This window comes from Sphingomonas jinjuensis (genome assembly GCF_014197105.1).
Lineage (GTDB): Bacteria > Pseudomonadota > Alphaproteobacteria > Sphingomonadales > Sphingomonadaceae > Sphingomonas > Sphingomonas jinjuensis.
On sequence record NZ_JACIEV010000004.1, the window covers coordinates 303,403 to 328,852 of the forward strand.

General features: G+C 68.6%; 14 protein-coding genes. 10 read left to right on the top strand and 4 right to left on the bottom strand.

All coding sequences use genetic code 11. The features are described from left to right. Window positions 1–9: 9 nt before the first annotated feature. Window positions 10–2,760, bottom strand: coding sequence for a TonB-dependent receptor (locus GGQ80_RS09030; RefSeq protein ID WP_183983915.1), 2,751 nt, complete (start codon window positions 2,758–2,760; stop codon window positions 10–12). A gap of 429 nt (window positions 2,761–3,189) precedes the next feature. On the opposite strand from GGQ80_RS09030, the gene GGQ80_RS09035 reads away from it, so the two are divergent. From GGQ80_RS09035 to GGQ80_RS09075, 9 genes are all read left to right on the top strand, one after another. Next, on the top strand, window positions 3,190–3,927 hold the full coding sequence (locus tag GGQ80_RS09035; RefSeq protein WP_183983917.1) for a GntR family transcriptional regulator: 738 nt from the start codon (window positions 3,190–3,192) through the stop codon (window positions 3,925–3,927). 2 nt (window positions 3,928–3,929) lie between these two features. Beyond that, window positions 3,930–4,955, top strand: coding sequence for an SIS domain-containing protein (locus GGQ80_RS09040; protein WP_221364283.1), 1,026 nt, complete (start codon window positions 3,930–3,932; stop codon window positions 4,953–4,955). After that, complete coding sequence (nagA, locus tag GGQ80_RS09045; RefSeq protein WP_183983921.1) at window positions 4,952–6,085, top strand: N-acetylglucosamine-6-phosphate deacetylase; 1,134 nt, start codon at window positions 4,952–4,954, stop codon at window positions 6,083–6,085. Before GGQ80_RS09040 ends, nagA begins: the two co-directional genes overlap by 4 nt. Then, complete coding sequence (gene galA, locus GGQ80_RS09050) at window positions 6,082–8,967, top strand: beta-galactosidase GalA (protein ID WP_183983923.1); 2,886 nt, start codon at window positions 6,082–6,084, stop codon at window positions 8,965–8,967. The genes nagA and galA overlap by 4 nt, the downstream gene beginning before the upstream one ends. Beyond that, window positions 8,964–11,423 carry a phosphoenolpyruvate--protein phosphotransferase gene (gene ptsP, locus GGQ80_RS09055; protein WP_183983925.1) on the top strand — a complete coding sequence of 820 codons (2,460 nt, stop codon included), beginning with the start codon at window positions 8,964–8,966 and terminating at the stop codon, window positions 11,421–11,423. The genes galA and ptsP overlap by 4 nt, the downstream gene beginning before the upstream one ends. Then, window positions 11,420–13,102, top strand: a complete 1,683-nt coding sequence (nagE, locus tag GGQ80_RS09060) for an N-acetylglucosamine-specific PTS transporter subunit IIBC (protein ID WP_183983927.1) — start codon at window positions 11,420–11,422, stop codon at window positions 13,100–13,102. The genes ptsP and nagE overlap by 4 nt, the downstream gene beginning before the upstream one ends. 164 nt (window positions 13,103–13,266) lie before the next feature. Then, window positions 13,267–16,353, top strand: coding sequence for a TonB-dependent receptor plug domain-containing protein (locus tag GGQ80_RS09065; protein WP_343050974.1), 3,087 nt, complete (start codon window positions 13,267–13,269; stop codon window positions 16,351–16,353). A gap of 93 nt (window positions 16,354–16,446) precedes the next feature. Continuing rightward, complete coding sequence (locus GGQ80_RS09070) at window positions 16,447–17,307, top strand: IclR family transcriptional regulator (protein ID WP_183983929.1); 861 nt, start codon at window positions 16,447–16,449, stop codon at window positions 17,305–17,307. Further along, entirely contained in the window at window positions 17,307–17,636 is a 330-nt protein-coding gene (locus tag GGQ80_RS09075) for an L-rhamnose mutarotase (protein WP_183983931.1), read from the top strand. Before GGQ80_RS09070 ends, GGQ80_RS09075 begins: the two co-directional genes overlap by 1 nt. Window positions 17,637–17,764: 128 nt before the next feature. Here the strand turns inward: GGQ80_RS09075 and GGQ80_RS09080 are convergent, their stop codons facing one another. After that, entirely contained in the window at window positions 17,765–19,126 is a 1,362-nt protein-coding gene (locus GGQ80_RS09080) for a M24 family metallopeptidase (RefSeq protein ID WP_221364284.1), read from the bottom strand. A gap of 59 nt (window positions 19,127–19,185) precedes the next feature. On the opposite strand from GGQ80_RS09080, the gene GGQ80_RS09085 reads away from it, so the two are divergent. Beyond that, window positions 19,186–21,411: a penicillin acylase family protein gene (locus GGQ80_RS09085; RefSeq protein WP_183983935.1), complete on the top strand. Its 2,226-nt coding sequence runs from the start codon at window positions 19,186–19,188 to the stop codon at window positions 21,409–21,411. A gap of 108 nt (window positions 21,412–21,519) precedes the next feature. Here the strand turns inward: GGQ80_RS09085 and GGQ80_RS09090 are convergent, their stop codons facing one another. After that, window positions 21,520–22,542 carry an aldose epimerase family protein gene (locus GGQ80_RS09090; protein WP_183983937.1) on the bottom strand — a complete coding sequence of 341 codons (1,023 nt, stop codon included), beginning with the start codon at window positions 22,540–22,542 and terminating at the stop codon, window positions 21,520–21,522. A 14-nt stretch (window positions 22,543–22,556) separates the two neighbouring features. Further along, window positions 22,557–25,343, bottom strand: a complete 2,787-nt coding sequence (locus tag GGQ80_RS09095; RefSeq protein ID WP_183983939.1) for a TonB-dependent receptor — start codon at window positions 25,341–25,343, stop codon at window positions 22,557–22,559. Window positions 25,344–25,450 lie beyond the last annotated feature (107 nt).

The following is a 25,450-nucleotide window of genomic DNA, read 5'->3' on the forward strand; positions in this document are numbered from 1 at the left end:
CGCCACGGCTTACATCCGGAACGTCGCCGACAGCGAGAACACCCGGCCGTTCTTGTACACCGACGTCGGTGCGTCGGGCGTGCTGCTGTACTGGTAATAGGTTTCGTCGAGCAGGTTCTGCGCCGCGGCGCTCACCTGGATGTTGTCGGTCACCGCGTAGGACACCGACGCATCGAGCTGGCGATAGGCGTCGGTATAATCCTGACTCTGCTGACGACCGAAGCGATAGAAATACTTCGACCGGCGGTTGTAGCTGACGCGCGCCTGGAACGGCCCCTTCTCGAAATAGGGAACGATCGTCACGACGTTGCGCGACAGGAACGGCAGGCCGGTGGCAAGCCCGGTGTCGGCGTCGGTGAAGGTATAGCTTCCTGAAATACCGAAGCCCCAGATCAGGTTGGCGTTGCCCGACACCGAGAAGCCGGTGACCTTCGCCTTGCCACCGTTGACGGGGCGGCTGATCGAATAGGTCAGCGTACGACCGGTCACCGTGTTGGTCAGCGATACGCCGTCGACCGTCTGGTTGCCGATATAGTTCGAGATGTCGCGATAGAAGACCTCGCCGGCTAGGAAGCTGCCCGGTGCGAAATACCATTCGGTCGACACGCCGAAGTTGGTCGCCGCATAGGGCTTCAGGTCGGGGTTGCCGCCACTGCCTGAACGGGTCGTATCGTCGAGCGACAGCGAACCGGCAAGATCGCTATAGCGCGGCCGTGCGATCACCTTCGCCGCCGAACCGCGGATCACCACGTCCTCGCCCGCCTGGAAGATCAGGTTGGCGGCCGGCAGGAAGCGATCGTCGTTGGTCTTCACCCGCGTCGGTGCGAACACGTCGCCGCTGCGCGTGAAGAAGTTCGATTCGTCGCTGGTGTGGACGTAGCGGCCACCGATGTTGCCGCGGAATTTGCCCATCTCGAAGTTCGCCTGGACATAACCCGCCGCGATCTTCTCGTTGACCAGCCAATAGGCGTCCTTCGAGAAGCCACGATCGATATTGAAGTTACCGTACTTCGTCAGCGTGGCCAGGATGCCGTCCTTGTCCAGCGTCGCATAGGGCGTGCCGTTGCCGGTCGTGTAGAGCCCATCGTATAGATCGTCGGCGCGCACCACGAACGGCGTGTCCGCCAGCGTGAAGTTCTGGTTGGTGTAGATCGCGTTGCTGGTCTGGTAGTTGCTGTTGGCGTGGTCGACGTATCGACCACCGAACAGCAGAGCCTTGAACGGCCCGAAGTCCACATCGTGCTTGAAGTTCAGCTCGCCGAACTTCTCCTTGTCGACGGTGAAGCCGACCGACAGCGGAATACCGCCGATCTGCCGCGCGAAGAAGCGCTGGTTGGTGTCGTTGACGTTCTCGCCGCCGAGCGCCGTGAAGTTGCTCAGCCACTTGGTCGCGTCCGACGCCGGCGAGGCCCAGTTGACGTAGGTGTTGCGACCGTTCGCGCCGGCGGTGAAACCCTGCTTGGTGCGGAAGTCGAGCAGATATTCGGGGTTCTTGCCACCCGACGCGCGCGTCGCGCCGACGTTGCCGGTGATCTCCCACCCGCCCGGGCGCCAGTCGATCAGCATCGACACGGTGTCGTTCTTGATACGGGTCTTGCGATACAGCGTGTCGAGCTGGCCGGTCGCGCCGGTCTGGCCGTTGGGAATGCCGCTGAACGTCGCCGAGTTGACGATCCCCGGCGAATTGCCCGACGCGGGGATGAAGGTCGCTGCGGTGAGGCGCGATCCCTCATAGCCGTAGGTATATTCCGAATTCGACAGGTTGTCGTAATTGCCGCGGATGATCAGCGCGGTGCCGGTGATCGTCAGATTGTCGGTCGGCTTGGCCTGGATCGCGAGCGACCCCCCGATGCGCTGACGCTCCTGCTTGAAGAATTCATGCGCCAGGAACGAGGCGTAGCGCGCCTTGCTGAACGCCGCGATCGTCGAGGCGTTGGGCAGCGAACCGTTGATCGTCGCGCCGCTCGCCACCGTGCCGTTCGGGCCGGTGTAGACGATGTTGCCGTTGGCGTCCTTCGGATAGCTCTCCAGCAGCGCCGATCCGTCGCGATACCAGTAGACGGCGGTGCCGGCGCGGCTCAGCTGTTCCTTGTCGTAGTTGATCGCGCCGAGGATGCCGACCGTGCCCTCGTCGTTGTGCCAGCTGTACAGCGCGTTGCCGCGGAAGCTGCCGCGATTGGCGCGGTCGTTGTACTCGCCGCCCGCATTGACCGAGATGGTGTTGGGCTTCAGATCGAGCGGACGCCGCGTCACGATGTCGACGCTGGCACCGATCGCGCCTTCCTGCAGCCGCGCCTCGGGCGTCTTGTAGACGATCGCCTGGCTGATGATCGCCGGCGAGAGCAGCGAATAGTTGAAGGTACGGCTCGACCGGTCGGACGGGTTGCCGCCCCAGTCAGCCGACGCGACCGAGTGGCCGTCGATCGTCAGGCGGTTCAGCGCCGGCTCGACGCCCGCGATCGACAGCTGCTCGCCCTCGCCGAACTGGTGGTCGACGGTGACGCCCGGCAGGCGCGCCAGCGATTCGGCGACGTTGTTGTCGGCCAGCTTGCCGACGTCTTCGGCGCTGATGACGTCGACGATCGAATCGGCGCGACGCTTGGTGTCGATCGCGTCGGTCAGGCTCTTGCGAATACCCGTGACAACGACGTCGTCGCCGCCGCCCGACAGCTGATCGCCCGTCGTCGTCTGCGCTATCGCCGGCACCGCGACGCACGCACATGCCGTCGTCAGCAGAAGTAATTTGAATTGCGAAACCATGTCCACCCCCTTCGCCCTGTCGGCCACGTCGGCCACTCGCTTCCCCGCGCTCGCAAAGCGCCCCTCGCCGCGTCTCCCGCGACATCGTGTCGCATCGGCGCGGCTTGAGACCGATACGTAACCAATATCGGACCATTGACGCAATGAAATTTTGCAAATTTGTTTCTTCTGTGAAAAATACGATCTATCCGGCGGGCACGAGCGATCGTTTTGCGAGATATGTCGGGGGACATTTCGGGGGAGAATCGGCAGTCGTACTGACATTTGCTGTGTGTCAGGCCGACGCTGGAAGGCTTCGCATACCGTCTGGAGATCGACCGAAGGATGGGTACGGGCGCGCGGATCAGCAGGGGCTGGGAAGGTAATACCAATAGGACCATTGCCAGGGTGGCGAGGGCTGGGTAGCCATTGGAAAGAGAGGGAGGGCAAATGACGTTCATGTCGCGGATCGGCGCCCTCGCGCCGGCGGACCCGACGCCGCTCTATGTCCAGCTCGCCGGGCTGGTGCGCCGGGCGATCGCCGACGGCGTGCTCGACGAGGGCGCGTCGCTGCCCGGCGAGCGCGATCTCGCCAGCGAATATGACGTGTCGCGGATCACCGTGCGCAAGGCGATGGCCGAGCTGGTCGAGGAAGGCCTGCTCGTCCGCCGCCGGGGTGCCGGCACCGTCGTCGGCCGTCGTATCGAAAAAAGCTTCGCGCGGATCACCTCCTTTTCGGAAGACATGACGTCGCGCGGCCGGGTGCCGTCTAGTCGCTGGATCACCCGCGCCGCCGGCCTCGTCACGCCCGAGGAATCGATGCAGCTCGGCCTGTCGCCGGGCGCGCCCGTCCTTCGTTTCCACCGCGTCCGCTCCGCCGACGACCTGCCGATGGCGCTGGAGTTCGCGACCGTTCCCGGCTGGTGCCTGAGCGGCGTCGACGATGTCGCGGTGTCGCTCTACGCGGCGCTCGACGCGGCCGGCCGCCGCCCGGTCCGCGCGCTCCAGCGGCTGCGCGCCGTGCCGCTGCTCGGCGCCCACGCCCGCCTGCTCGAGGTCGATCCCGGCACGCCGGTGCTGCTGATCGAGCGCTGCGGCTTCATCCGCGACGGCCGCGCGGTCGAATTCACCCAATCCTATTATCGTGGCGACGCCTATGATTTCGTCGCCGAGCTGACGGACCTATGACGATGGACACGACGCCCCTCACCACCAGCCTGATGGCCCGCGAGACCGCGGAGGCGCCCGTCGCCGTCGCCCGGCTGCTGGATGCCAACCGCGAGACGATCGCTGCGCTCGCCGCCGACCTGCGCGGCCGCCCGGTCCGCCTCGTCGGCACTTGCGCGCGCGGCTCGTCCGATCATGCCGCGCTCTACGGCAAATATCTGGTCGAAACGATGATCGGCGTTCCCGTCGTGTCGATCGCGCCCTCGGTCGCGTCGCTGTTCGCCGCGCGCGTCTCGACCGCCGACGCGCTGTGCGTCGCGATTTCGCAGTCCGGTCGCAGCCCCGACCTGCTCGCGAGCGTCGATGCCTGGCGCGCCGCCGGCATCCCGGTCGCGGCGCTGGTCAACGACGAGACCTCGCCGCTCCACGAGCGTGCCGACTGGCGCCTGCCGCTCAGCGCCGGGCCGGAACGGTCGGTCGCCGCCACCAAGTCGTGCATTGCCGCTATGGCGGGCTTCGCCGCGCTCGTCGCCGCCTGGTCGGGCGACGAGGCACTCACCGCCGCGGTCGAGGCGTTGCCCCAGGCGCTCAAGCGCGCGGTGGCGCAGGACTGGACTCACGGTGCCGCCCCCCTCGCCGCCGCGCGCCAGATGTTCGTCATCGCCCGCGGCTATGGCTTCGCCGCCGCGCAGGAGGCCGCGCTGAAGCTCAAGGAAACCTGCGCGATCCAGGCCGAACCGTTCAGCGCCGCCGAAGTGAAGCACGGCCCGATGACGATCATCGGCACCGGCTTCCCGATCCTCGCACTGGCGACGTCTGACCCCGCCGGCGACGGCGTCCGCGACGTCGCCCGCGAATTCGCCGGCCGCGGCGCGATCGTTCTCACCGCGGGCGACGACGCGATGCTGCCGGTCGAGGCGGCGCATCCCGCGATCCAGCCGATCCTGATGCTCGCCAGCTTCTACGGCCTCGCCGAACGGCTGGCGCGGATGCGCGGGCTCGATCCCGATTCGCCGCCGCACCTCGCCAAGGTGACCGAGACACGATGACCACGCACCGCTTCGCCAACGGCCACGTCATCACCGCCCATGCGGTGCTCGACGCCGCCGCGATCACCGTCGACGCCGATCGGATCACCACGGTCGAGCCGCTGACCGACAGCGCCGACGCGGTCGACCTCGACGGCGGCTGGATCTTCCCCGGCTTCATCGACACCCAGGTCAACGGCGGCGGCAGCGTGCTGTTCAACGACGACACCAGCGTCGACGGCATCGCTGCGATCGGCACCGCGCACGCCCGCTTCGGCACCACCGGTTTCCTGCCTACGCTCATCAGCGACCATCCCGATCGCATCGCGCTGGCGCTGGAGGCGAGCGACGCCGCCATCGCCGCCGGGGTGCCGGGCGTGCTCGGTGTCCATATCGAGGGGCCGTTCCTGGCGCCCGCACGCAAGGGCATCCACGACGAGGCGCGCTTCCGCCGCCTCGACGACGAGATGGTCGCGCTGCTCACCCGCCCGCACCGCGGCACGGTGATGGTGACGATCGCGCCCGAGCTGGCCGAGCCCCGGCACATCGCCGCGCTCCACGCCGCCGGCGTGCGCGTCAGCGCCGGGCATACCGAGGTCGACTATGACGGCGCGCTTGCCGCCTTCGACGCAGGCGTGACCGGGATCACCCATTTGTTCAACGCGATGCACCCGATGCTCGGCCGCGCGCCCGGTCTGGTCGGCGCCGCACTCGACGACGAGCGACCCTGGTGCGGGATCATCGTCGACGGCGTCCATGTCTCGCCGACCATGCTGCGGATCGCCATCGCAGCACGCGGGCCGGACGGTTTCATGCTCGTCACCGACGCGATGCCCTCGGTCGGCGCCGCGGAAAAGGACTTCATGCTCCAGGGCCGCCAGATCCGCGTCGCCGACGGCATCTGCTCCTATGCCGACGGCACGCTCGCCGGCTCCGACCTCGACATGGCGCAGGCGGTGGCGAACAGCGTCCACCTGCTCGGCCTCGCCCCCGACATCGTCGCGCGCATGGCCTCGGCCAATCCCGCCGCCTTCCTTGGCCGCGCGCAGGAATTGGGTACGCTCGCCCCCGGCCAGCGGGCCGACTGGGTACAACTCGCCGCCGACTTCACGCCGCGCGGCACCTGGATCGAAGGGAAGCAGGTCGCATGAGGATTGCGCGTCGCACGTTGCTGCTGGGCAGCGCAGGAACCCTGCTCGCCGGCCCGCTCCCCGCCTTCGCCGCCGCCAACCGCCGCGCCGACGGCCCGCCGATGCCGCCGCCGTCCGACGATCTGCCGCAACGGCTGCCGGTGACCGATCCTTCGCGCACGCTGCTCAGTCACGGCTGGCTGTTCCACGACGGCGAGGTGGAGACGCCGCCCCCCGCGGATCACGAAGAAACCTATATGAACGCCAAGGCCGGCGGCGCGCGCGGCCCGGCGGCGGTCGACTACGACGACAGCGACTGGCAGCCAGTGCAGATCCCGCACGACTGGGCCTCGTTCCAGCCGTTCGTGAAGACAGCGAACGTCAGCCAGGGCTACCGCCCGCGCGGCATCGGCTGGTATCGCCGCACGCTCCGCCTCGATCCGGCGGACAACGGCAAGAAGCTGGAGCTCCAGTTCGGCGCCATCGCCACCAACGCCACGATCTGGGTCAACGGAAGCGTCGTCGCGCACAACTTCTCCGGCTACAACAGCATCTACGTCGATCTGACGCCGTTCGCGCGCTACGGCGACGACCTCAACGTCATCGTCGTGCGCGTCGATGCCACCGCGATGGAAGGCTGGTGGTACGAGGGCGCCGGCATGTACCGCCACGTCTGGCTCGCGCGCCGCCCCGCCGTGTCGATCGCGACCGACGGCGTCCACGGCGACCCGCGCCAGGATGCGAGCGGCCAATGGCGCGTCCCCGTCACCGTCACGCTCGAGAGCATCGCCGACGTGGCCCGGCCCGCGACGATCGAGGCGCGGCTGCTCGACCCCTCGGGCCGCGAGGTCGCACGCGGCACCGCCCAGGCCACCGTCCAGCCGCTGACCCGCGGCCAGGCATCGCTGACCCTCGATGCCGGCACGCCGCAGCTCTGGTCGGTCGAGCGACCCCAGCTTTACACCCTCGTCACCCGCCTGGTCGGCGATACCGCGACATCGGACGAGCGCCGCACCGCGATCGGCTTCCGCACCGTCCGCTTCGATGCGAACCGCGGCTGCTTCGTCAACGACCGGCCCGTCAAGCTGAAGGGCGTCTGCCTGCACCAGGACCATGCCGGCGTCGGCGTCGCGATCCCCGACGCGCTGCTCGAATGGCGGTTGCAGCGGATGAAGGACACCGGCGTCAACGCCATCCGCTGCTCGCACAATGCGCCCGCGCCCGAGCTGCTCGACTATGCCGACCGGATGGGCTTCCTCGTCATGAACGAGAACCGCCAGTTCAACCCGGCGCCCGAATATCTCGACCAGCTCGAATGGCTGGTTCGCCGCGACCGCAACCATCCCAGCGTCATCCTGTGGTCGGTGTTCAACGAGGAGCCGATGCAGGGCACTCATGCCGGCGTCGAGATGGTCCGCCGCATGGCCGCCGCGGTCCACGCGCTCGACGACAGCCGCCCGGTGACGGCGGCAATGAACGGCCTGTTCTACGAGCCCGAGAACGTCAGCCAGGTCGTCGGCGTGATGGGCTTCAACTACTATCAGAAGGAATACGACAAGTTCCACGCGCTGAACCCGACGAAGCCGTCGACCAGCTCGGAGGATACCAGCGCCTTCATGACCCGCGGCGCGTTCGCGAACGACAAGGATGCGCACGTCATCTCGTCCTACGATACCGAGGCGGCACCCTGGGGCGCGACCTATCGCGACGGGTGGAAGCTGATCGCCGATCGCCCCTTCGTCGCGGGCGGCTTCACCTGGACCGGCTTCGACTATCATGGCGAGCCGACCCCCTATGAATGGCCGACGATCGCCAGCTTCTTCGGCATCCTTGACCTCTGCGGCTTCGCCAAGACCGCCTATGACATCCGCCGCGCGCAATGGATCGACGACCAGCCGGTCGTCGCCATCGCCCCGCACTGGACCTGGCCGGGCAAGGAGGGCCAGCCTACCAAGCTGCTCGTCACCAGCAACGCCGATCGCGTCGTCGTCCGCCTCAACGGCAAGACGGTGGGCGAGGCTGCGGTCGACCGGATCATGGGCAACGAGTGGACCGTCCCCTACGCCCCCGGTACGATCGAAGCGATCGCCTATCGCGGTGGCCGCGAAGTCGCGCGTGCGTCGCACGTTACCGCCGGTCAACCGGTCGCGCTTCGCCTGACTCCCGCGCGCCGCGTCATGGCGGGCGACGGCGAGGATACGCAGCCGATCACCATCGATGCGGTCGATGCACAGGGTCGCCACGTCCCCACCGCCAACCTCGCCACCAGCTTCACCGTCACCGGCGCGAGCATCATCGGCGTCGGCAACGGCGACCCCAACAGCCACGAGCCCGAGAAGGGCAATGCCCGTTCGCTGTTCAACGGCCTTGCCCAGATCATCGTCCAGGCGGACACCGGCCGCGGCCGCATCGCCGTCCGCGCCACTGCGCCGGGGCTGAAGCCCGCGACGCTGACGATCGACCGCCTCGCCGCCACCCCGCGCGGCGCGGAACCGATCGTGCGCGCCACCAGCCAGCTGACCGGGTGGCGCCGCTCGCCGCTGACCGCCGACCGCCCCGATCCCGCGGCGCCCGAGGGCAAGGGCTGGGAACGCACCTCGGTCGGCAAGCCGCTCGCCCCCGACGCCGCCACCGGCTGGCGCCTTTACCGCGCCAAGGTGACGCCGAAGAAGATCATCGCGACACAAGGCGGCACGCTGCGCCTCGATTCGGTCGCGGGTCGGGGCGAACTGTGGATCGACGGCCGCCGCGTCGCGGTAAAATCGAACGCCGCGCCTGCCCCGCTCACCGCGGCATGGCCCACCGGCGCGGGCGAGCACGTCGTCACCGTCCTCCTCGAACAGACCGCCGCCGCCCCTGCGGGCCTCCCCGGCATGGTCGTCGTCGAGCATAGCGCGCGATGAGCGAGTTCACGCTGATAGCCCCCATCGCCGGCTGGGCGATGCCGCTCACCGAAGTGGCCGACCCGGCGTTCGCGCAAGGCATGGTCGGCCAGGGGCTGGCGATCGAGCCGACCGGCGACACGCTCCATTCGCCGTGCGACGGCCAGGTGCTGACGATCCACGCCGCGCGCCACGCGATCACCCTGTGCGACGCGAACGGCGTCGAGCTGCTGATGCACATCGGCATCGACAGCGTCGCGCTCGGCCGTGACGGCTTCACCGCGCTCGTCGCGCCCGGCGATCGGGTGAAGACCGGTGATCCGCTGATCCGCTTCGACCTCGACCTGCTGGTGATGCGCGCCCAGGCCGCGACGACCCCGATCATCGTCGCCGGCGACGGCGTCACGATCGTCGAGCGCTTCACCGATCGCCTCGTCGCCGTCGGCGATCCGCTGATGCGCCTGTTGGTTGAGACCTCGGGCGACACCACGACGGCAAGCGGTGAACGCCACAGCCGCGACGTTACGGTCGCGCTCGACCATGGCCTCCACGCCCGCCCCGCCGGCCGCATCGTTGCTGCGCTGCGCGCGCTCGACGCCAGTGCCAACCTCCGCACCGGCGAGCATACCGCTTCCGCCGCCAGTTCGATTGCCCTCCTCGGCCTCGGGCTAAGCCACGGCAGCGCAGTCACGATCGACGCCGAGGGCCCCGACGCCGCCGTCGCGCTCGACGCCATCGCCGCCGTCCTGACGACGCCCGAGGCCAATGCCGCCCCGCCGCCGCCGGTCGCCAGGCCGGTCGTGACGCTACCCGACGGTGCGATCGCCGGCGTCTGCGCCGCGCCCGGCCTCGCCCTCGGCACCGCCCGCTGGCTCCGCCGCGCGCGCCCCGTCCCCCTCGCCAGCACCGGCGCAGTCGCCGAACGCGCCGCCCTCTATCGCGGCATCGCCGCGGTCGAGGCGCAGCTCGCTGCCGACGCGAGCGGTCATGGCCAGGCCGCGGGCGTCTTCGCCGCGCATCGCGAGATCCTCGCCGATCCCACCCTGCGCACCGCCGCCATCGCGCGCGTCCAGGCCGGCGACAGCGCCGCCGCCGCGATCCTCGCCACCACCGACGATCAGGCCGCGACCCTGCGCGCCTCTGCCGACGCCCGCATCGCCGAGCGCGCCGACGACCTGGTCGACGTCGGCGAGCGCGTCGCCCATGCCATCCTCGGCACGTCCGATGCCATGCCCTCGCTTGCCGCCGGCACGATCCTGCTCGCCGGCGACCTGTTGCCGTCGCACTTCGCCGCGCTCGACGCCGCCAGCATCGCGGGTATCGCCCTCGTCCGCGGCGGCCCGACCGCACATGTCGCGATCCTGTCGGCCGGAGCCGGCATCCCGATGGTCGTCGCGCTCCGCAATGCGCTGGAAGATGTGGCGGACGACACCCCGATGCTGCTCGACGGCGACGCGGGCTACGTCCTCGCAAGCCCCTCCGCCGACGTCATCACCGCCGCTAGGGCAACCATCGATCGCCGCACCGCCGCCGAGGCGCGCGCCCGCGCCCTCGGCGACGCCGCCGTGACCACCACGGACGGCACCGCGATCGCCGTCCAGGCCAACTGCGGCTCGGCTGCCGATGCCGCGACGGCGCAGGCGGCGGGCGCCGACGGCTGCGGCCTGCTCCGCACCGAATTCCTCTTCCTCGATCGCGCCACCGCGCCGGACCGGGCCGAGCAGCGCTGCGCCTATGCCGCGGTGATGTCGGCGCTGCCCGGCAAGCCGGTCACGATCCGTCTGCTCGACGTCGGTGGCGACAAGCCCGCGCCATACCTCGACCTGCCCGCCGAAGAGAATCCGGCGCTCGGCCTGCGCGGCGTCCGCGTCTCGCTCGCCAGGCCCGATGTTCTCGACGCCCAGCTAACGGCGATCCTGTCGCTGCCCGATCTTGCCCATGCGCGGATCATGGTGCCGATGGTCGCGAGCGCCGACGAACTCGCTGCCGTCCGCGCCGCGCTGACCCGCCTCGCGCCCGGCACGCACATCCAGCTCGGTGCGATGATCGAGACTCCCGCCGCCGCGATCGGCGCCGACCTGATCGCCCGCCATGCCGACTTCCTCTCGATCGGCAGCAACGATCTGGCGCAATACACCCTCGCTGCGGACCGCGGGAATGCGAGCGTCGCGGCGATGCTCGACGGCCTCCACCCCGCCGTGCTGCGACTGATCGCGGAAACCTGCACCCGGGCGGGCTCGACTCCGGTCAGCGTCTGCGGCGGTCTCGCCGCCGATCCGCTCGCCGCGCCAATCCTGATCGGCCTCGGCGTCCGCACCCTGTCGGTGCCGCCGGGCCGCATCGCCGCGACCAAGGCGCTCGTCACCGCTCACGCGCTGTTCGCATTGCGCACGCACGCGCAGCAGGCGCTGGCCCTCGCGTCCGCCGCCGAGGTCCGCGCGCTTGCCCGCCGTTTCGCCGAGGAGAATGCGGCATGAAGTCGCCGATCACCCTGCTCCAGCCTCTCGGCCGTGCGCTGATGCTGCCGATCGCAGTGCTGCCGGTCGCCGGCCTGCTGCTCCGCCTCGGCCAGCCCGACCTCCTGAACATCCCATTCGTCACCGCCGGGGGCGAGGCGATCTTCGCGCATCTCGGCCTGCTGTTCGCGGTCGGCGTCGCCACCGGCTTCGCGCGCGATGGCAACGGCGCCGCGGCGATGGCGGGCGTGGTCTGCTATCTCGTCATCGGCCAGGCTAGCCAGACCTTCCTCGTCGCCCCGCCCGGCACCGTCCCGCCGGGCAGCGCCGACGCCATCGCCGCCGCGCTCACGACGGCGTGGAAAGCGGCGCAGCTCGACAAGCTTCAGGTGCCGATCGGCATCATTGCCGGCCTTGTCGGCGGCGGCTTCTACAACCGCTTCTCGACCACCAAGCTACCGGACTATCTCGCCTTTTTCGGCGGCCGTCGCCTGGTGCCGATCCTCGCAGGGATCGCCGGGCTCGGCTTCGCGGCACTGATCGGGCCTAGCTACGGCTGGATCTCGGCCGGGGTCGACGGGCTCAGCCGCGGCGTCGTCGCGGCGGGCGGCTGGGGGCTGTTCGCGTTCGGCGTGCTCAACCGGCTGCTGATCGTCACCGGGCTTCACCACATCCTCAACAACGTCGCCTATTTCGTCGTCGGCGATTATCACGGCAAGACCGGCGACCTGACGCGCTTCTTCGCGGGCGATCCGACCGCCGGCGCCTTCATGAGCGGCTTCTTCCCGGTCATGATGTTCGGCCTGCCCGCTGCTTGCTTCGCCATGTACCGTTCGGCGCCGCCCGATCGGCGCAAGGCGGTCGGCGGCATGCTGCTCAGCCTCGCGCTCACCTCGTTTCTGACCGGCGTTACCGAGCCGATCGAGTTCAGCTTCATGTTCCTCGCACCCGTGCTGTATGCGGTGCATGCCGTGCTGACGGGCGCCAGCGAGGCGCTGATGAACGCGCTCGACATCCGCCTCGGCTACGGCTTCTCGGCGGGACTGTTCGACTATGTCCTGAACTTCGGCCGCGCGACCAAGCCACTGCTGCTGCTGCCGATCGGCGCCGCCTATGCGCTGATCTACTATGGTGTCTTCCGCTGGGCGATCGTCCGCTTCGACCTGAAGACGCCGGGCCGCGAGCCGCTCGAGCCCGGTGCCGCGGTCGCCGCGCCGGTGGCGGTCGACGATCGCGCCGCGGCCTATGTGACCGCGCTGGGCGGGCCCGAAAACCTCGTCGCGATCGATGCCTGCACCACTCGCCTGCGCCTGACCGTCGCCGATACCGGCGCGATCGACGAGCCTGCGCTGCGCGCGATCGGCGCCCGCGGCGTCCTCAGGCTGTCGCCGACCAGCCTGCAGGTCGTCGTCGGCGGCATCGCCGACGGCCTGGCGATGGACATGCGCGCGGTCGTCGGCAGCGGGCGCGCGATGCCCGCGCCGGCAATGGCGGTCGCCGAACCGCCCATCGCCCTGCCCCCGGCCATCGCCGCGGCGCTGGGTGGCAACGCCAACGTGGTCGAGGCCGCTACTCGCCCCGGCCGCATCCGCGCCATCGTCGCCGATGCCACGGCAGTCGATCATCCCGCACTCGCCGCGCTCACCCGCGCGGTGGCCGAGCCGACGCGCGGCACGCTGCACCTGATCGTCGCGCCATGACGCGGTGTGTTGCCGATTCAGCACAGTGGGCGACGTTTCACGGATAAACATTAGCTTTCCTTCTTGAAAGCTGATTCCCCCTATGGTTGCTGACGTCACGGCCACGATGCCCGCCAGAGCGGGCGCATGATGGCGAAAACGACAGGCAAGGGACCTTTCCGGGGATGAAGAACATGCACATGCTGCTCGCGACGACGGGCATCGCGCTCGCGGCCATCTCGGCGACGCCGGGCTGGGCGCAGACCGCACCGGCGCCCGCTGGCCAGATGACGGCTGACCAGGACGACGCCGCCGCCTCGACCGATACCAAGGCCGCGATCCAGACCGGCCGTACCGCCGGTGCGGAGGGCGGCGACGTCGTCGTCACCGGCACCCGCATTGCCCGCCCGAACATCGCCTCGGCCGCGCCGATCACCTCGGTGACGATGACCGACATCCGCCAGCAGGGCGCGGTCAACGTCGAGGACGTGTTGAACCGCCTGCCCCAGGTCGCGCCCGACGCGCAGCAGAACTATCAGGATTCGGACGGCCGCCAGCGGCTGAAGCTGCGCAACCTCGGCTTCGAGCGCACGCTGGTGCTCATCGACGGTCAGCGCCTCGGCACGCAGAACGGCCAGGACACGGGCATCATCCCGACCTCGCTCATCCAGCGAATCGACATCCTCTCGGGCGGCGCCTCGTCGGTCTACGGCTCGGACGCGGTCGCCGGCGTCATCAACTTCGTCCTGCGCAAGGACTTCGACGGCATCGAGCTCAACACCAACTATAATTTCTACAACCACCTCAACAAGACGAACATCGTCACGCCGCTGGCGCAGGCCAACGGCTTCACGCCGCGGCTCGGCCTGATCAACGACGGCGCCCGCGCCGACATCACCCTGACCGCGGGCAAGGGCTTCTTCGGCGACGCGCTGCACCTGACCGGCTTCGTCAACTATCGCCACACCGACCTGGTGCCCTATGGCAACCGCTCGACCTCGGCGTGCCAGCTCAACCAGTCGGTCAAGGACGGCCCGCTCAGCTGCCAGCTGTCGACCTACACGCCCAACGGCTTCGTCCAGCCGCTCAGCGGCGCCAACAACGGGCGCAGCCTGGTCAACAATCCTGACGGCTCGCGCACCTTCGTGCCGTATGGCGCGGGCAATGCGGCCAACCCGTATAACGGCCTGTCCTACCAGCGCGCGAGCGAGCGGTGGAACGCCGGCGGCTTCGTCACGCTGAAGCTGTCCGACGCGTTCGAGGTCTATGGCAACGGGATCTGGTTCCGCGACAAGTCGACCAACCCCTTCCCGACCCGCATCTACACCTATGGCGTGTTCGGCAGCTCGCCCTATCAGGTGAACTGCAACAACCCGTTCCTGTCAGCGTCGCAAGCGACGGCGATCTGCGGCGCGAATGCCGGTACCGGTACGCTGGCGCCGCTCGACGTGCGCTATCGCTTCGACAACTTCCCCGCGACGTCGGACACTTACATCAACCAGGGTGTCCGCGCGAACGCGGGCGTACGCGGCGACTTCGGCGGCGCGTGGCACTATGACATCGGCGGCGTCTATTCGCGCAACCAGCAGGATTACACGCCGGGCTTCTTCCCCGACGTCAACCGCATCAACAACTCGCTGAACGTCGTCAGCGTCAACGGCACGCCGACCTGCGCCGCGACCGTCGCCGGCACCGACCGCGCCTGCGTCCCCTTCGACGCGTTCCGTGCCGGCAACAACAACCAGGCGCTGTACAATTATCTGTTCACCGGCGCGCTCGGCACGTCGAAGAACGTCGGCATCCTCTATGACGCCGTCGCCACCGTTAGCGGCGACCTCGGCAAATACGGCATCACCAGCCCGCTGGCGACGCAGGGCCTGGCCTTCGCGATCGGCGGCGAATATCGCGAGGATCGCTTCTTCAGCACCGCCGACGCGCTGTACCGCGACCAGAACGGCGGCAGCGACATCGACCTCAACCAGCACGTCTGGGAAGGCAACGTCGAGGTGCAGGCCCCGCTGGTCCAGGACCAGAGCTGGACGCATCTGCTCCAGCTGAACGGCGGCTATCGCCTGTCGAAGTACAACACCAATTCGCAGAAGTTCAGCACCTACAAGATCGAGGGCGTCTGGGCGCCGGTCGCCGACGTCACCTTCCGCGGTTCGTTCAACAAGGCGCAGCGCGCGCCGACCGTGGTCGAGATCAACCAGGCGCTGGGATCGAGCTACGGCCTGCAGGGCGGCTCGCAGAATGATTTCTGCGCGCCGGTACCGCGTGAGGTCGCCGATCCGGCGAACCCGGGCAAGACGATCACCGTCACGACCCCGCTCGCCTCGCGCGACGTGTGCCGCGCGACCGGGCTCGCCGACAATCTGTACGGCAGCGCGACGCTGCTGTGCCCCAACAACCAGTGCACCGTGCGCACCGGCGGCTTTGCGTCGATCGACCCCGAAACCGCCTATACCAAGACGTTCGGCGTCCTGCTGCAGCCGCGCTTCCTGCCGCGCTTCGTCTTCTCGGTGGATCGCTACCTGATCGATCTCAACGACTCGATCGGCTACAACGACTATAGCTACTACCAGCAGGGCTGCCTCGACAGCGGCGGGTCGAGCTTCTTCTGCTCGAACATCGTCCGCAACCCGGGCACCGGCACGCTGTACAGCACGCCCGCCAGCAACCCGACCACCGGCTTCATTCAGCAGGGCACGACCAACGCCTTCAAGAACAAGGCGCATGGCTGGGACTTCCAGGCCCAGTACGCGCTGCCGCTGGGTGGCGTCGGCCAGCTCGACTGGTCGTTCAACGGCTCGCTGACCACCTTTGCCGGTGGCCAGGATTCGCCGATCCAGCCCCCGCGCAACTGCGCCGGCTATTTCGGCAACGGCTGCGGCCAGCTGATCCCGAAGTGGGTGCACGGCCTGCTGACGACCTACTCCACGCCGGACAAGACGGTGTCGGTGACGCTCAACTGGCGCTATGTCGGCGCGCTGACCAACGCCAACAACTCGGGTGATCCGGCGATCGGCGGCACCGCAGACCGGGCGCAGACCACCTTCGCCCGCATCGCGCCGCAGAGCTTCTTCGACCTGTCGATGACCTTCGCGATCGCCAAGTCGTTCCAGCTTCGCCTGATCGCGAACAACCTGCTCGACAAGGTGCCGCCGATCGTGGCGAATTCGTACAACATCAGCCTCGCGCGCAGTAACACCATCCCCCAGCGCTACGACGGCCTGGGTCGCCAGATCGGTATCGGCACGACGATCCGCTTCTGATCGGGTCGCCTGCCCGGGTTCCGTCGCCAGGCGGGACCCGGACAGGTGCCACCGTCATGACAACCGGGCCGGCGCCCGCTACGATGGCGACCGATGCCTGCCCGCCCACCACTGTCTCGTGACAAGCCCGCCTCGCCGCCCACCTACAGCGCACCCGCGCTGGAAAAGGGCATCGATATCATCGAGTTGCTCGGCAGCGAGCCATTCGGGCTGACGATCACTGAAATCGCCCAGCGGCTCGGCCGCTCGATCAGCGAGCTGTTCCGCGTCGTCGTCGTCCTCGACCGTCGCGGCTGGCTGCACAAGGATGCGGCGAGCGATCGCTATCGCGTCACCTACAAGCTGCTCGAACTCGCCCATCGCGCCACCCCGGCGCAGGAGTTGACCCACACCGCCGCACCGCTGATGCACGCGCTCGCCACCGCGGCGATGCAGTCGTGCCACCTGGCCGTCGTCAACGGCACCCGCGGCCTGATCGTCGCACGCCAAGAAAGCCCCGGCGCCACCGGTTTCGCCGTCAGGCTGGGCACCGAGATCGATCTGCTGACCAGCTGCTCGGGCCATGTCCTCCTCGCTTTCATGGACGACGAACGCCGTGCCGCCGCGGCCGATCGGTCGATCCCCGCCGGCCTCGCCAAGCGGCTCGCCACGGTACAGGCACAGGGTTATGAATCGATCCCCAGCGCGCGCATGGCCGGGGTGTCGGACTTGTCCTGCCCGATCTTCGGCTTCGATGGCCATGTCGTCGCCGCGCTGACCATCCCCTTCCTCGTCGCGATCGACGATGCGCCGCACCTGTCGATCGAGGACACGCTGGCATTGCTCAAAAGCACGACGACGCAGATTTCGACGCTGCTCGGCTGGTACGACCGCGACGAGGCGCCGACCGTCCCGCGCCTGTCCGTCGCCACCCCGCCTCGCCGCCGACGCACCTCGACGCTCAAGGCCGACTGATGCCGCGCCACGTCCTGACGCTCGACCTGAAGGACGACCCCGCGCTGATCGCTGCCTATGACGAGCACCACCGTGCCGTCTGGCCGGAGATCGAGGCATCGATCCTGGCATCGGGCATCCACACGATGACGATCCATCGCCTGGGCACGCGGCTGGTCATGATACTCGACGTCGCCCACGGCTTCAGTTTCGCCCGCAAGGCCGCCGCCGACGCCGCCGATCCCGTGGTGCAGCGTTGGGAGGCGCTGATGGCGCGCTTCCAGGACGTGGCCCACGACGGGGCGAAATGGCGGGAGATGGAAGAGATCTACCGCCTCGGCGGCATCTAACCCTGCCCGCCTACAAACCGTTCGTCCTGAGCGAAGTCGAAGGACGTGCCCCGGCGACACGCCCAAACCACGTGCTTCTACTGCGCTCAGCACGAACGGGACGTGGGGCGGGCCATTTCCCCCATCCCCTACCCCGCCACGAACAACCGATCGCTCGCCAGCCATAACGGCGGCAGGCACAGCGGGATCGACGACAGCGGCAGCACCGCCTCCGCCATCTCCACCCCCAGCTCGTCACGCACGAAGCGGCGCCGCGCCTCGATCCGCTGCCACACCGCCGGATATCGGGAGGCCAGTTCGGCGCGCAGCGTCGCATCGGCCAGCACCACGCTATCCTCGCAATTGAGCGCCCAGCCATCGGGCATCGGCGTCGGGATCACGTCGACCTGGACGTGCATCCCCGAACGCAGCCGCGCGGTCGACCCGGGCCGTACCGGCGTATTCGACCATTCCTCATGCCCGGTCAGATGCCCGGGATTGAGCAGTGAGCGCAGCCGCCCCTCGGCCAGCTTTCCCACCACCGCATCGTGCAGCGTCCCACCCTCGACGCCGATGTCGGCGACGCGATACCATTCGATCAGCCCCGCGAAATAGCCAGCCGCCAGGCCGACGAAATCGTCGTTGTCGTCGTCGACCAGTCCCGCGCGCGCGGTCAGCCCGCCCCACAGGCCGACCGCGGTCGACGCGCCGTCGCCCTTGGCGATACGCCGCCAGCCGGGGCTCGCCAGCCCGATCACCGATCCACCCGCGGCATCGCCCGTCGCCATCATCGTGTGGACGTTGAGCGGTTCGCCGCGATACGCCATCCGCGCCGCCGCCTGCATCTCGGTATCGCCGGGCCGCACGCCGCTGACGATGTCCCACACCATCGACGATCCGCGCGCCGCCGCCGCCTCGAACACCGCGATCTGGTCGGCGTCGATGATCGACCGCTGCCCGGTTTCGGGATGCAGCAGCACCTCGGTCCGGTCGATCACGCCTTGCGCCCCGACGACCCGTTCGATCGCGCGCAGATAGGCGGCGGGGATGAAACCGGGTGCGGTGTCGCCGTCCGCCTCTTCGGGCTCCAGATATTTCCACCCCACCACGCCGACGCTCGCCCCCGGTCGCAGCCCCGCTTCGTGCAGCACCTCGCTCAACCGCGGCGCGGCGGTGCGATCCTGCCCCATCAGGCTCATGGTCTGCGACAGCAGGAGCGTGACGCCCGGCAGCGGCGAGCGCGCGGCATAGGACAGGCACTCGTTGCCGGTCACGATCACCCGCTGGCCCGCCGGCCCCAGCAGCAGCAGCGCCTCCTCGAACCGCGGCTCGAAGCCCGACAGGAACATGACGTTGGCCAGATGCTCGCGGTCGGCATAGACTGCCAGCCACTCGGTCCCGGCCGCCCGCAGCGCTGCGTCGCATCGCGCCGTGTAAAGCGCGCCGGTCAGCGTCGGTGGCTCGTTGATGGGGCCGAAATCGGGAATGGACAGCTGGCGCAACCGCGGCATCATCATCTCCTGCTTGTGCCATCAGATAATATATGACTTATTGGCCGAGACAAGGAGGCATGATGCGTCGAACGATCCTGGCCGCGATGATGAGCACGATGATCCCGGCAGGCGCGCTCGCCGCGCCATCTGCAAGCGCTCGCGACGTCGGCATCGTCCGCGATCGCTGGGGAATCGCCCACATCCACGGCCGCACCGACGCCGACGCCGTCTATGGCATGATGTACGCGCAGGCGGAGGACGACCTGCCCCGGATCGAGCGCAACTATCTCGTCGCGCTCGGCCGCCTGGCCGAAGTGGAGGGGGACAAGGCGATCTGGCAGGACCTGCGTCAGCGTCTGTTCGTCGATCCCGCCGCACTCCCTGCCGAATATGCCAAGAGCCCCGCGTGGCTGCGCACGCTGATGGATGCCTGGGCGGCAGGCCTCAACGCCTATCTCGCCGATCATCCCGGCGCCGGCCGCGGCATCACCCGCTACGAGCCCTGGATGGCGCTGGCCTTTTCCGAAGGCAGCATCGGCGGCGACATCGAGCGCGGCGTCGACCTAAAGGCGCTCCAGGCCTTCTACGACCGCACGCCCGCGACCGCCGCGACGTCGGCACCGCTGCGGCTTGCCGACGCCGGCCGCCTCATCGAGCCCAAGGGATCGAACGGCATCGCCATCGGCCCGTCGCGGACCGCCGACGGTCACGCGCTCCTGTGGATCAACCCGCACACGTCCTTCTTCTTCCGTGCCGAGCAGCAGGTGACCAGCGACGCCGGGCTCGACGTCTATGGCGCCGCGACCTGGGGCCAGTTCTTCGTCTACCAGGGGTTCAATCGCCGTCTCGGCTGGATGCACACGTCGAGCGGCGTCGACAATATCGACGAGTTCAGCGTCGAGGTACGGCGCAACGGCACCGGCTGGACCTATCGCTACGGCAACGAATGGCGCCCGGTCCGCACCCGCCAGACGACCATCGCCTATCGCCGCGCCGACGGCGCCATGGCCAGCCGCAGCTTCACCATCCTGTCGACGCATCACGGCCCGATCATCCGCGCCGAGAACGGCCGCTGGGTCGCGGTCGCGATGCTCAACAACCCGCGCCCCGCGCTCGAGCAGAGCTTCCTGCGCACCCGCGCGACCAGCCTTGCCGACTATCTGGCAATCGCCGATCGCAAGGCGAACTCGTCGAACAACACCATCTTCGCGAGCGCCGATGGCACCATCGCCTATCTCCATCCGCAATTCGTGCCGATCCGCGACGACCGCTTCGACTACACCCGCACCGTCGACGGCAGCGATCCCGCGACCGACTGGAAGGGGCTGCACAAGCTGTCCGACCTGCCCCAGGTCGTACGCCCCGGCAGCGGCTGGATCGCGAATACCAACAACGCGCCCTGGACCGCCGCCGGCGCCGACAGCCCCAAGGCGGCGTCCTTCCCCCGCTACATGGACCAGCTCGGCGAGAACCCACGCGGCATCCATGCCGCCTTGCTGCTGAAGGACGCCAAGGACCTGACGCCGCTCGCCTTGCGCGATCTCGCCTTCGACAGCTTCCTGCCGCTCTTCGCCGAACAGATCCCCCTGCTCGACCGCGGCGTGGCGGCGCTCCCGGCCGGCGACCCGCGCCGCCAGCGCCTCGCCGCGCCGCTCGCCATGCTCGACGGCTGGGACCGGCGCTGGTCGGCGACGTCGCAGCCGACCTCGCTCGCGGTCTATTGGGGCGAGGCGCTGTGGACGAGCGAGGGTCCGAAGGCCGCCGCCGCCAACATGCCGATCTTCCAGTGGCTCACGGAGCGCTCCACCGACGCCGCGCGTGTCGAGGCGCTCGATGCTGCGGTCACGCGGATGACGCGCGAGCAGGGCAGCTGGCGCGTCGCCTGGGGCTCGATCAACCGCTTCCAACGGCTGTCGGGCGCGATCAAGGCGCGGTTCGACGATCGCGGCCCCAGCCTGTCCGTGCCCTTCACCTCGGGCAATTTCGGGTCGCTCGCCTCGTTCGGCGTCGAGCGCCAGCCGGGCACGCGCTGCTTCTACGGCACCAGCGGCAACAGCTTCGTCGCCGTCGTCGAGTTCGGCCCGACGATCCGCGCCTGGGCGATTTCCGCTGGCGGCGAAAACGGTGACCCCGCCTCACCGCACTTCACCGACCAGGCGCGCCGCTACACCACCGGCGACCTGCGCCCGATCCTGCTCGATGCGAAGGATCTGGCGGGGCTGAAGAGCTATCATCCCGGCGAATCTCGTCCGGCCGGTCCCGTGACGAAGGTCGAGCCGATCACCGGCAAGTGCGGCGAATAATCCCACCCCGGCGAAGGCCGGGGCCCAGTTGCGACGATGTCGGTGACGGCGCGAAGCCTGCTTCACGGTCGTCTTGCAACTGGGCCCCGGCCTTCGCCGGGGTGGAGCTCACCCGACGATATCCAACGTAAACCGCGTCTCCGCCCGATACGTCTCGCCCGGATCGAGCCGCGTCGAGGGAAAACCCGGCCGGTTCGCCGCATCGGGCCACCCTTGCGTCTCCAGGCACAGCGCCGATCGCCGCACATAGCCATCGCCCAGCGCGTTGCCGCTGTAGAACTGCAATCCCGGCGCATCGCTGGCGATCGTCAGCCGCCGCCCGCTTGCCGGATCGACCAGCACGGCGACATCGCGCAAGCCCTGACCCCGCAGCGCGAAGTTATGGTTGTAGCCATCGCCGATCCGCAGCTGCTCGTCCGCGCCGCCGATCAGGCTGCCGACGGCTCGCGCCTCGCGATAGTCGAACGGCGTGCCCGCCACCGGCACCACCGCGCCCGTCGGCAGCTGCGCCGCACCGATCGGCAGGTAATCGTCCGCGGCGATGCTCAGCCGATGGTCGAGCGCCGATCCGCCGCTGCCCGACAGGTTGAAATACGGATGCGCCACCAGATTGACATGCGTCGGCCGATCGGTCGTCGCCTCGTACCGGATCGACAGCGTCGCGCGCTCGACCACGAAGGTCGCGCGCACCGACAGCCGCCCGGGATGCCCCTGGTCGCCATCCTCGCCGACCAGCGTCATCACCGCCGCCGTCGCATCGGCGCGCTCGATTGTCCACAGCCGCTTGTCGAACCCCAGCGGCCCGCCGTGCAGCTGGTTGTCGCCCTCGTTCGCGACGAGCGGATAGTGCACGCCGTCGATCGTATAGGCGGCACCGCCGATCCGGTTCGCCACGCGCCCGCACGTCGCCCCCATCCGCGCGTCCGGCCCCGGCGCACCGCCCGCAGGATGCAGCTCGGGCCATTCGGGGCCGACCAGCACATTGGCCAAGGCCCCGACGCGATCGGGCGCGACGATGGCCAGCATCGTCACGCCCAGATCGGTCAGCCGCACCGCGATGCCGTCGCCGACCAGCTCGACGACGTGCGCGGTGCGGCCGTCGGGCAGGCGGCGCGGCCCCCCTTTCGCCACGCCGCCTGCCGCGCTCAGAAATTCACCCGCGCGCCCAGCGAGATACGGCGGCCCTGGTCGGACACCGTGATCAGCCGCTCCTCGAAGCGCGAATAGCTCTTGAACTTCGCGTTGGTCAGGTTGAGCACCTCGGTGAAGAACGAGAGATTCTCGTTCGCCCGCAGCGACGCGCTGAGATCGATCTGGTCATAGCCGAAGATATTCTCCGGCTGGCTCTGCGGCCCGAACGTCTGGCGCAGGAACGGCGCGCGCCAATTGTACGCACCACGCACCTGTACCGCGCCCTTTTCGTAGAACAGCACGACGTTGGCGGTGTCCGACAGGCCCTCGACGTTGAACGTCTGGTTGCTCAGCGACGGGTCGAAGCGGATCGAGCTTCTCACCAGCGTATAGTTCGCGCTGGCACCAAAGCCGTCGAACGGCGCCGGCAGGAAGTCGAACGTCGTCTGCACCGCCGCCTCCAGGCCGTACACGTCGCCCTTCTGCGCATTGTACGGGCGATTGGCGATGAACGTCAGCCCGAAATACTGCTCGGGCTGCTGGCCGGAGATGATGAAATTCTCCAGCTTTTTGTAGAAGCCTGCCAGGCTGACATAGCTGGTCTTGCTCAGATAATAGTCCACCGAGGCATCGGCGTTCCACGCCAGGAACGGCTTCAGATAGGGATTGCCGCCACTGATCGTGTTCGAGTTGGGCGGGCGGAAGGTGAAGTCCTGCGACAGCCCCAGCCGCGACAGCGTCGGCCGGGTCAGCGTGCGCGAACCGGCGAGGCGTGCGGTCAGCCGATCGGTGATGTCGACGCGGAAGTTCAGCGTCGGCAGGAAATAGGTATAGCTGTTGTTCGCGGTCACCGGCACCGTCGGGCTGTACACCGGCACTGCCGCGGTCGGATCGGCCGGGTTCTGGATGATGTTCAACAGCGTCACCGAATAGCCGGTCGCCAGCAGATCGGTGTGAATGACGCGAACGCCCGCCATACCGGTCCAGCGGCTGTCGCCGAAATTGCCGCCGAACGTCGCCTGCAGATAGGCGGCATAAGTATTCTCGCGCACCGTGCCCGACCCGCGGTCGCGATCGATCGGATCGAGGCTGTTGTTGTTGCCCTGATACACCGCCAGGAAGCGGTTGCGCGCGTCGATCGCCGACTGGCTCGTCCCGCCGACCTGGTTCACCGCCGCCGCGCTGCCATAATATTGAACCAACGACGCGGCGTTGTAATCGAGCCAGGTCAGGTCGCGGCCCTGGACGTTGGCGCTGAAGTTGGTGAACAGCGATCCCGGCGCCACCGCCAGATAGCCGCAATAGAAGCAGCCGAGCGGGTCCGGCGATTCGCGCGACACCGTCGTCTTCTTGCGGTTGGTGAACAGCACGCCGCCCTGCAGCTTGTCGAGAATGCCGCTGTTGACCGTCCAGGTCGCGTCCACCGTGCCCTGGTTGATTGTATCGCCGTAACGATAGCCGCGCTCGGAGCAGCAGTGCAGCCGCGGTGCCGACTTGTCGTCGGTCGGCAGGATGTTGGTGATCGTCGGCAGCCCGCCCGGACCGTCAAGCTGGAAGGTCGGAGTGACGCCCACCTCGCGCGTGCCGACGACGTAGAACAGCTGGTCCGACGCATCGCGCGAATTCGAATGCGCGGCGTCGAACACCACCTTCAGATTGTCGGTCGCATCCCAGACGGCGTTGGCGCCGATCTGATAGGTGCGCGCATTCTGCGGGTTGGTCGCCACGATATTGTCGGCCGCCAGCCCCGACGACGACGTCGCCGGCAGTACCGTGAAGCTGGTCGCCGTGCCGTTGCCGTTGACCGTCGCGCGGGTGATGCGATCGGGATCGGTATAGAAGCCGAGCTGGTTGGTCCGGCTCTGCACCTTCTGCTGCGTATACAGCGCGTCGATGCCGATCTTCAGCCGGTCCGACGGCACGAAATCGACCGCGAAGGTGCCGCCGATACGCTCGCGCCGGCTGTTGGTGCTGGTGAAATTCAGCGTCCGCGGCACCGCGATGCGCAGGTCCTTCACGCCATCGCCGTTGCTGTCGACGTTCTGGTCGGGAATCCAGCCGTCGGTGCTGATGTTCGACAGGCTGAAGATGCGCTTGTCGTAGATGCCGCTCGCCAGCACGCCGAAGGTGCGGTCGGCGTTCGACCAGCTGAGCACGCCCGACACGACCGGGGTGATCCGATCCGACGTATTGTCGTGGCGACCGGCGGCGCTGCCCGCGAAGTGCAGCCCGGCGCGATCGGTCGGCCGCGCGGTGCGCAGGATCACCGTCGATCCGATCCCGCCCTCCTGCAGCCGCGCCTCGCTGCTCTTGTACACCTCGGCGCCGGTGATCAGTTCCGACGACAGGATGTCGAACGAGAAGGAGCGCCCGCCCGCCTCGGTCGACAGCAGGCGGTTGTTCAGTAGCACGGTGTTGAACTCCGGCCCCAGGCCGCGGACGGTGATGCCGCGCCCCTCGCCGTTGACGCGGTCGACCGACACGCCGGTGATCCGCTGGAGCGATTCGGCGATGTTCGCGTCGGGGAACTGGCCGATGTCCTTGGCACTGATTGCGTCGACGACGCCGATCGTCTGGCGCTTGATCTCGAGCGCGTCGGCCAGGCTGGCGCGGATGCCGGTGACGACGACGTCCTCGGCTGCGCCATCCCCCGCCGCCGGGTCGACCTGCGCGCCCGGCGTGGGCTGGCTGCTCGGCAGGCCGCCCGGCTGGTCGTTGGCGGTCTGCGCCGATGCGGACGCGGCGACCATGATGGCCGAGCCGGCGAGCAGCGCGGCGATGGTGCGACGGACGTAGATCATGTCGTTCCTCCCCATGCGGCCTGCCGTTCCCTGAGCCCGGCCGGCCTCGTGTCGGCAGGACGATCCCCAATGACCGCTCCCCTACCTCGCCGATGATAATGTCATAC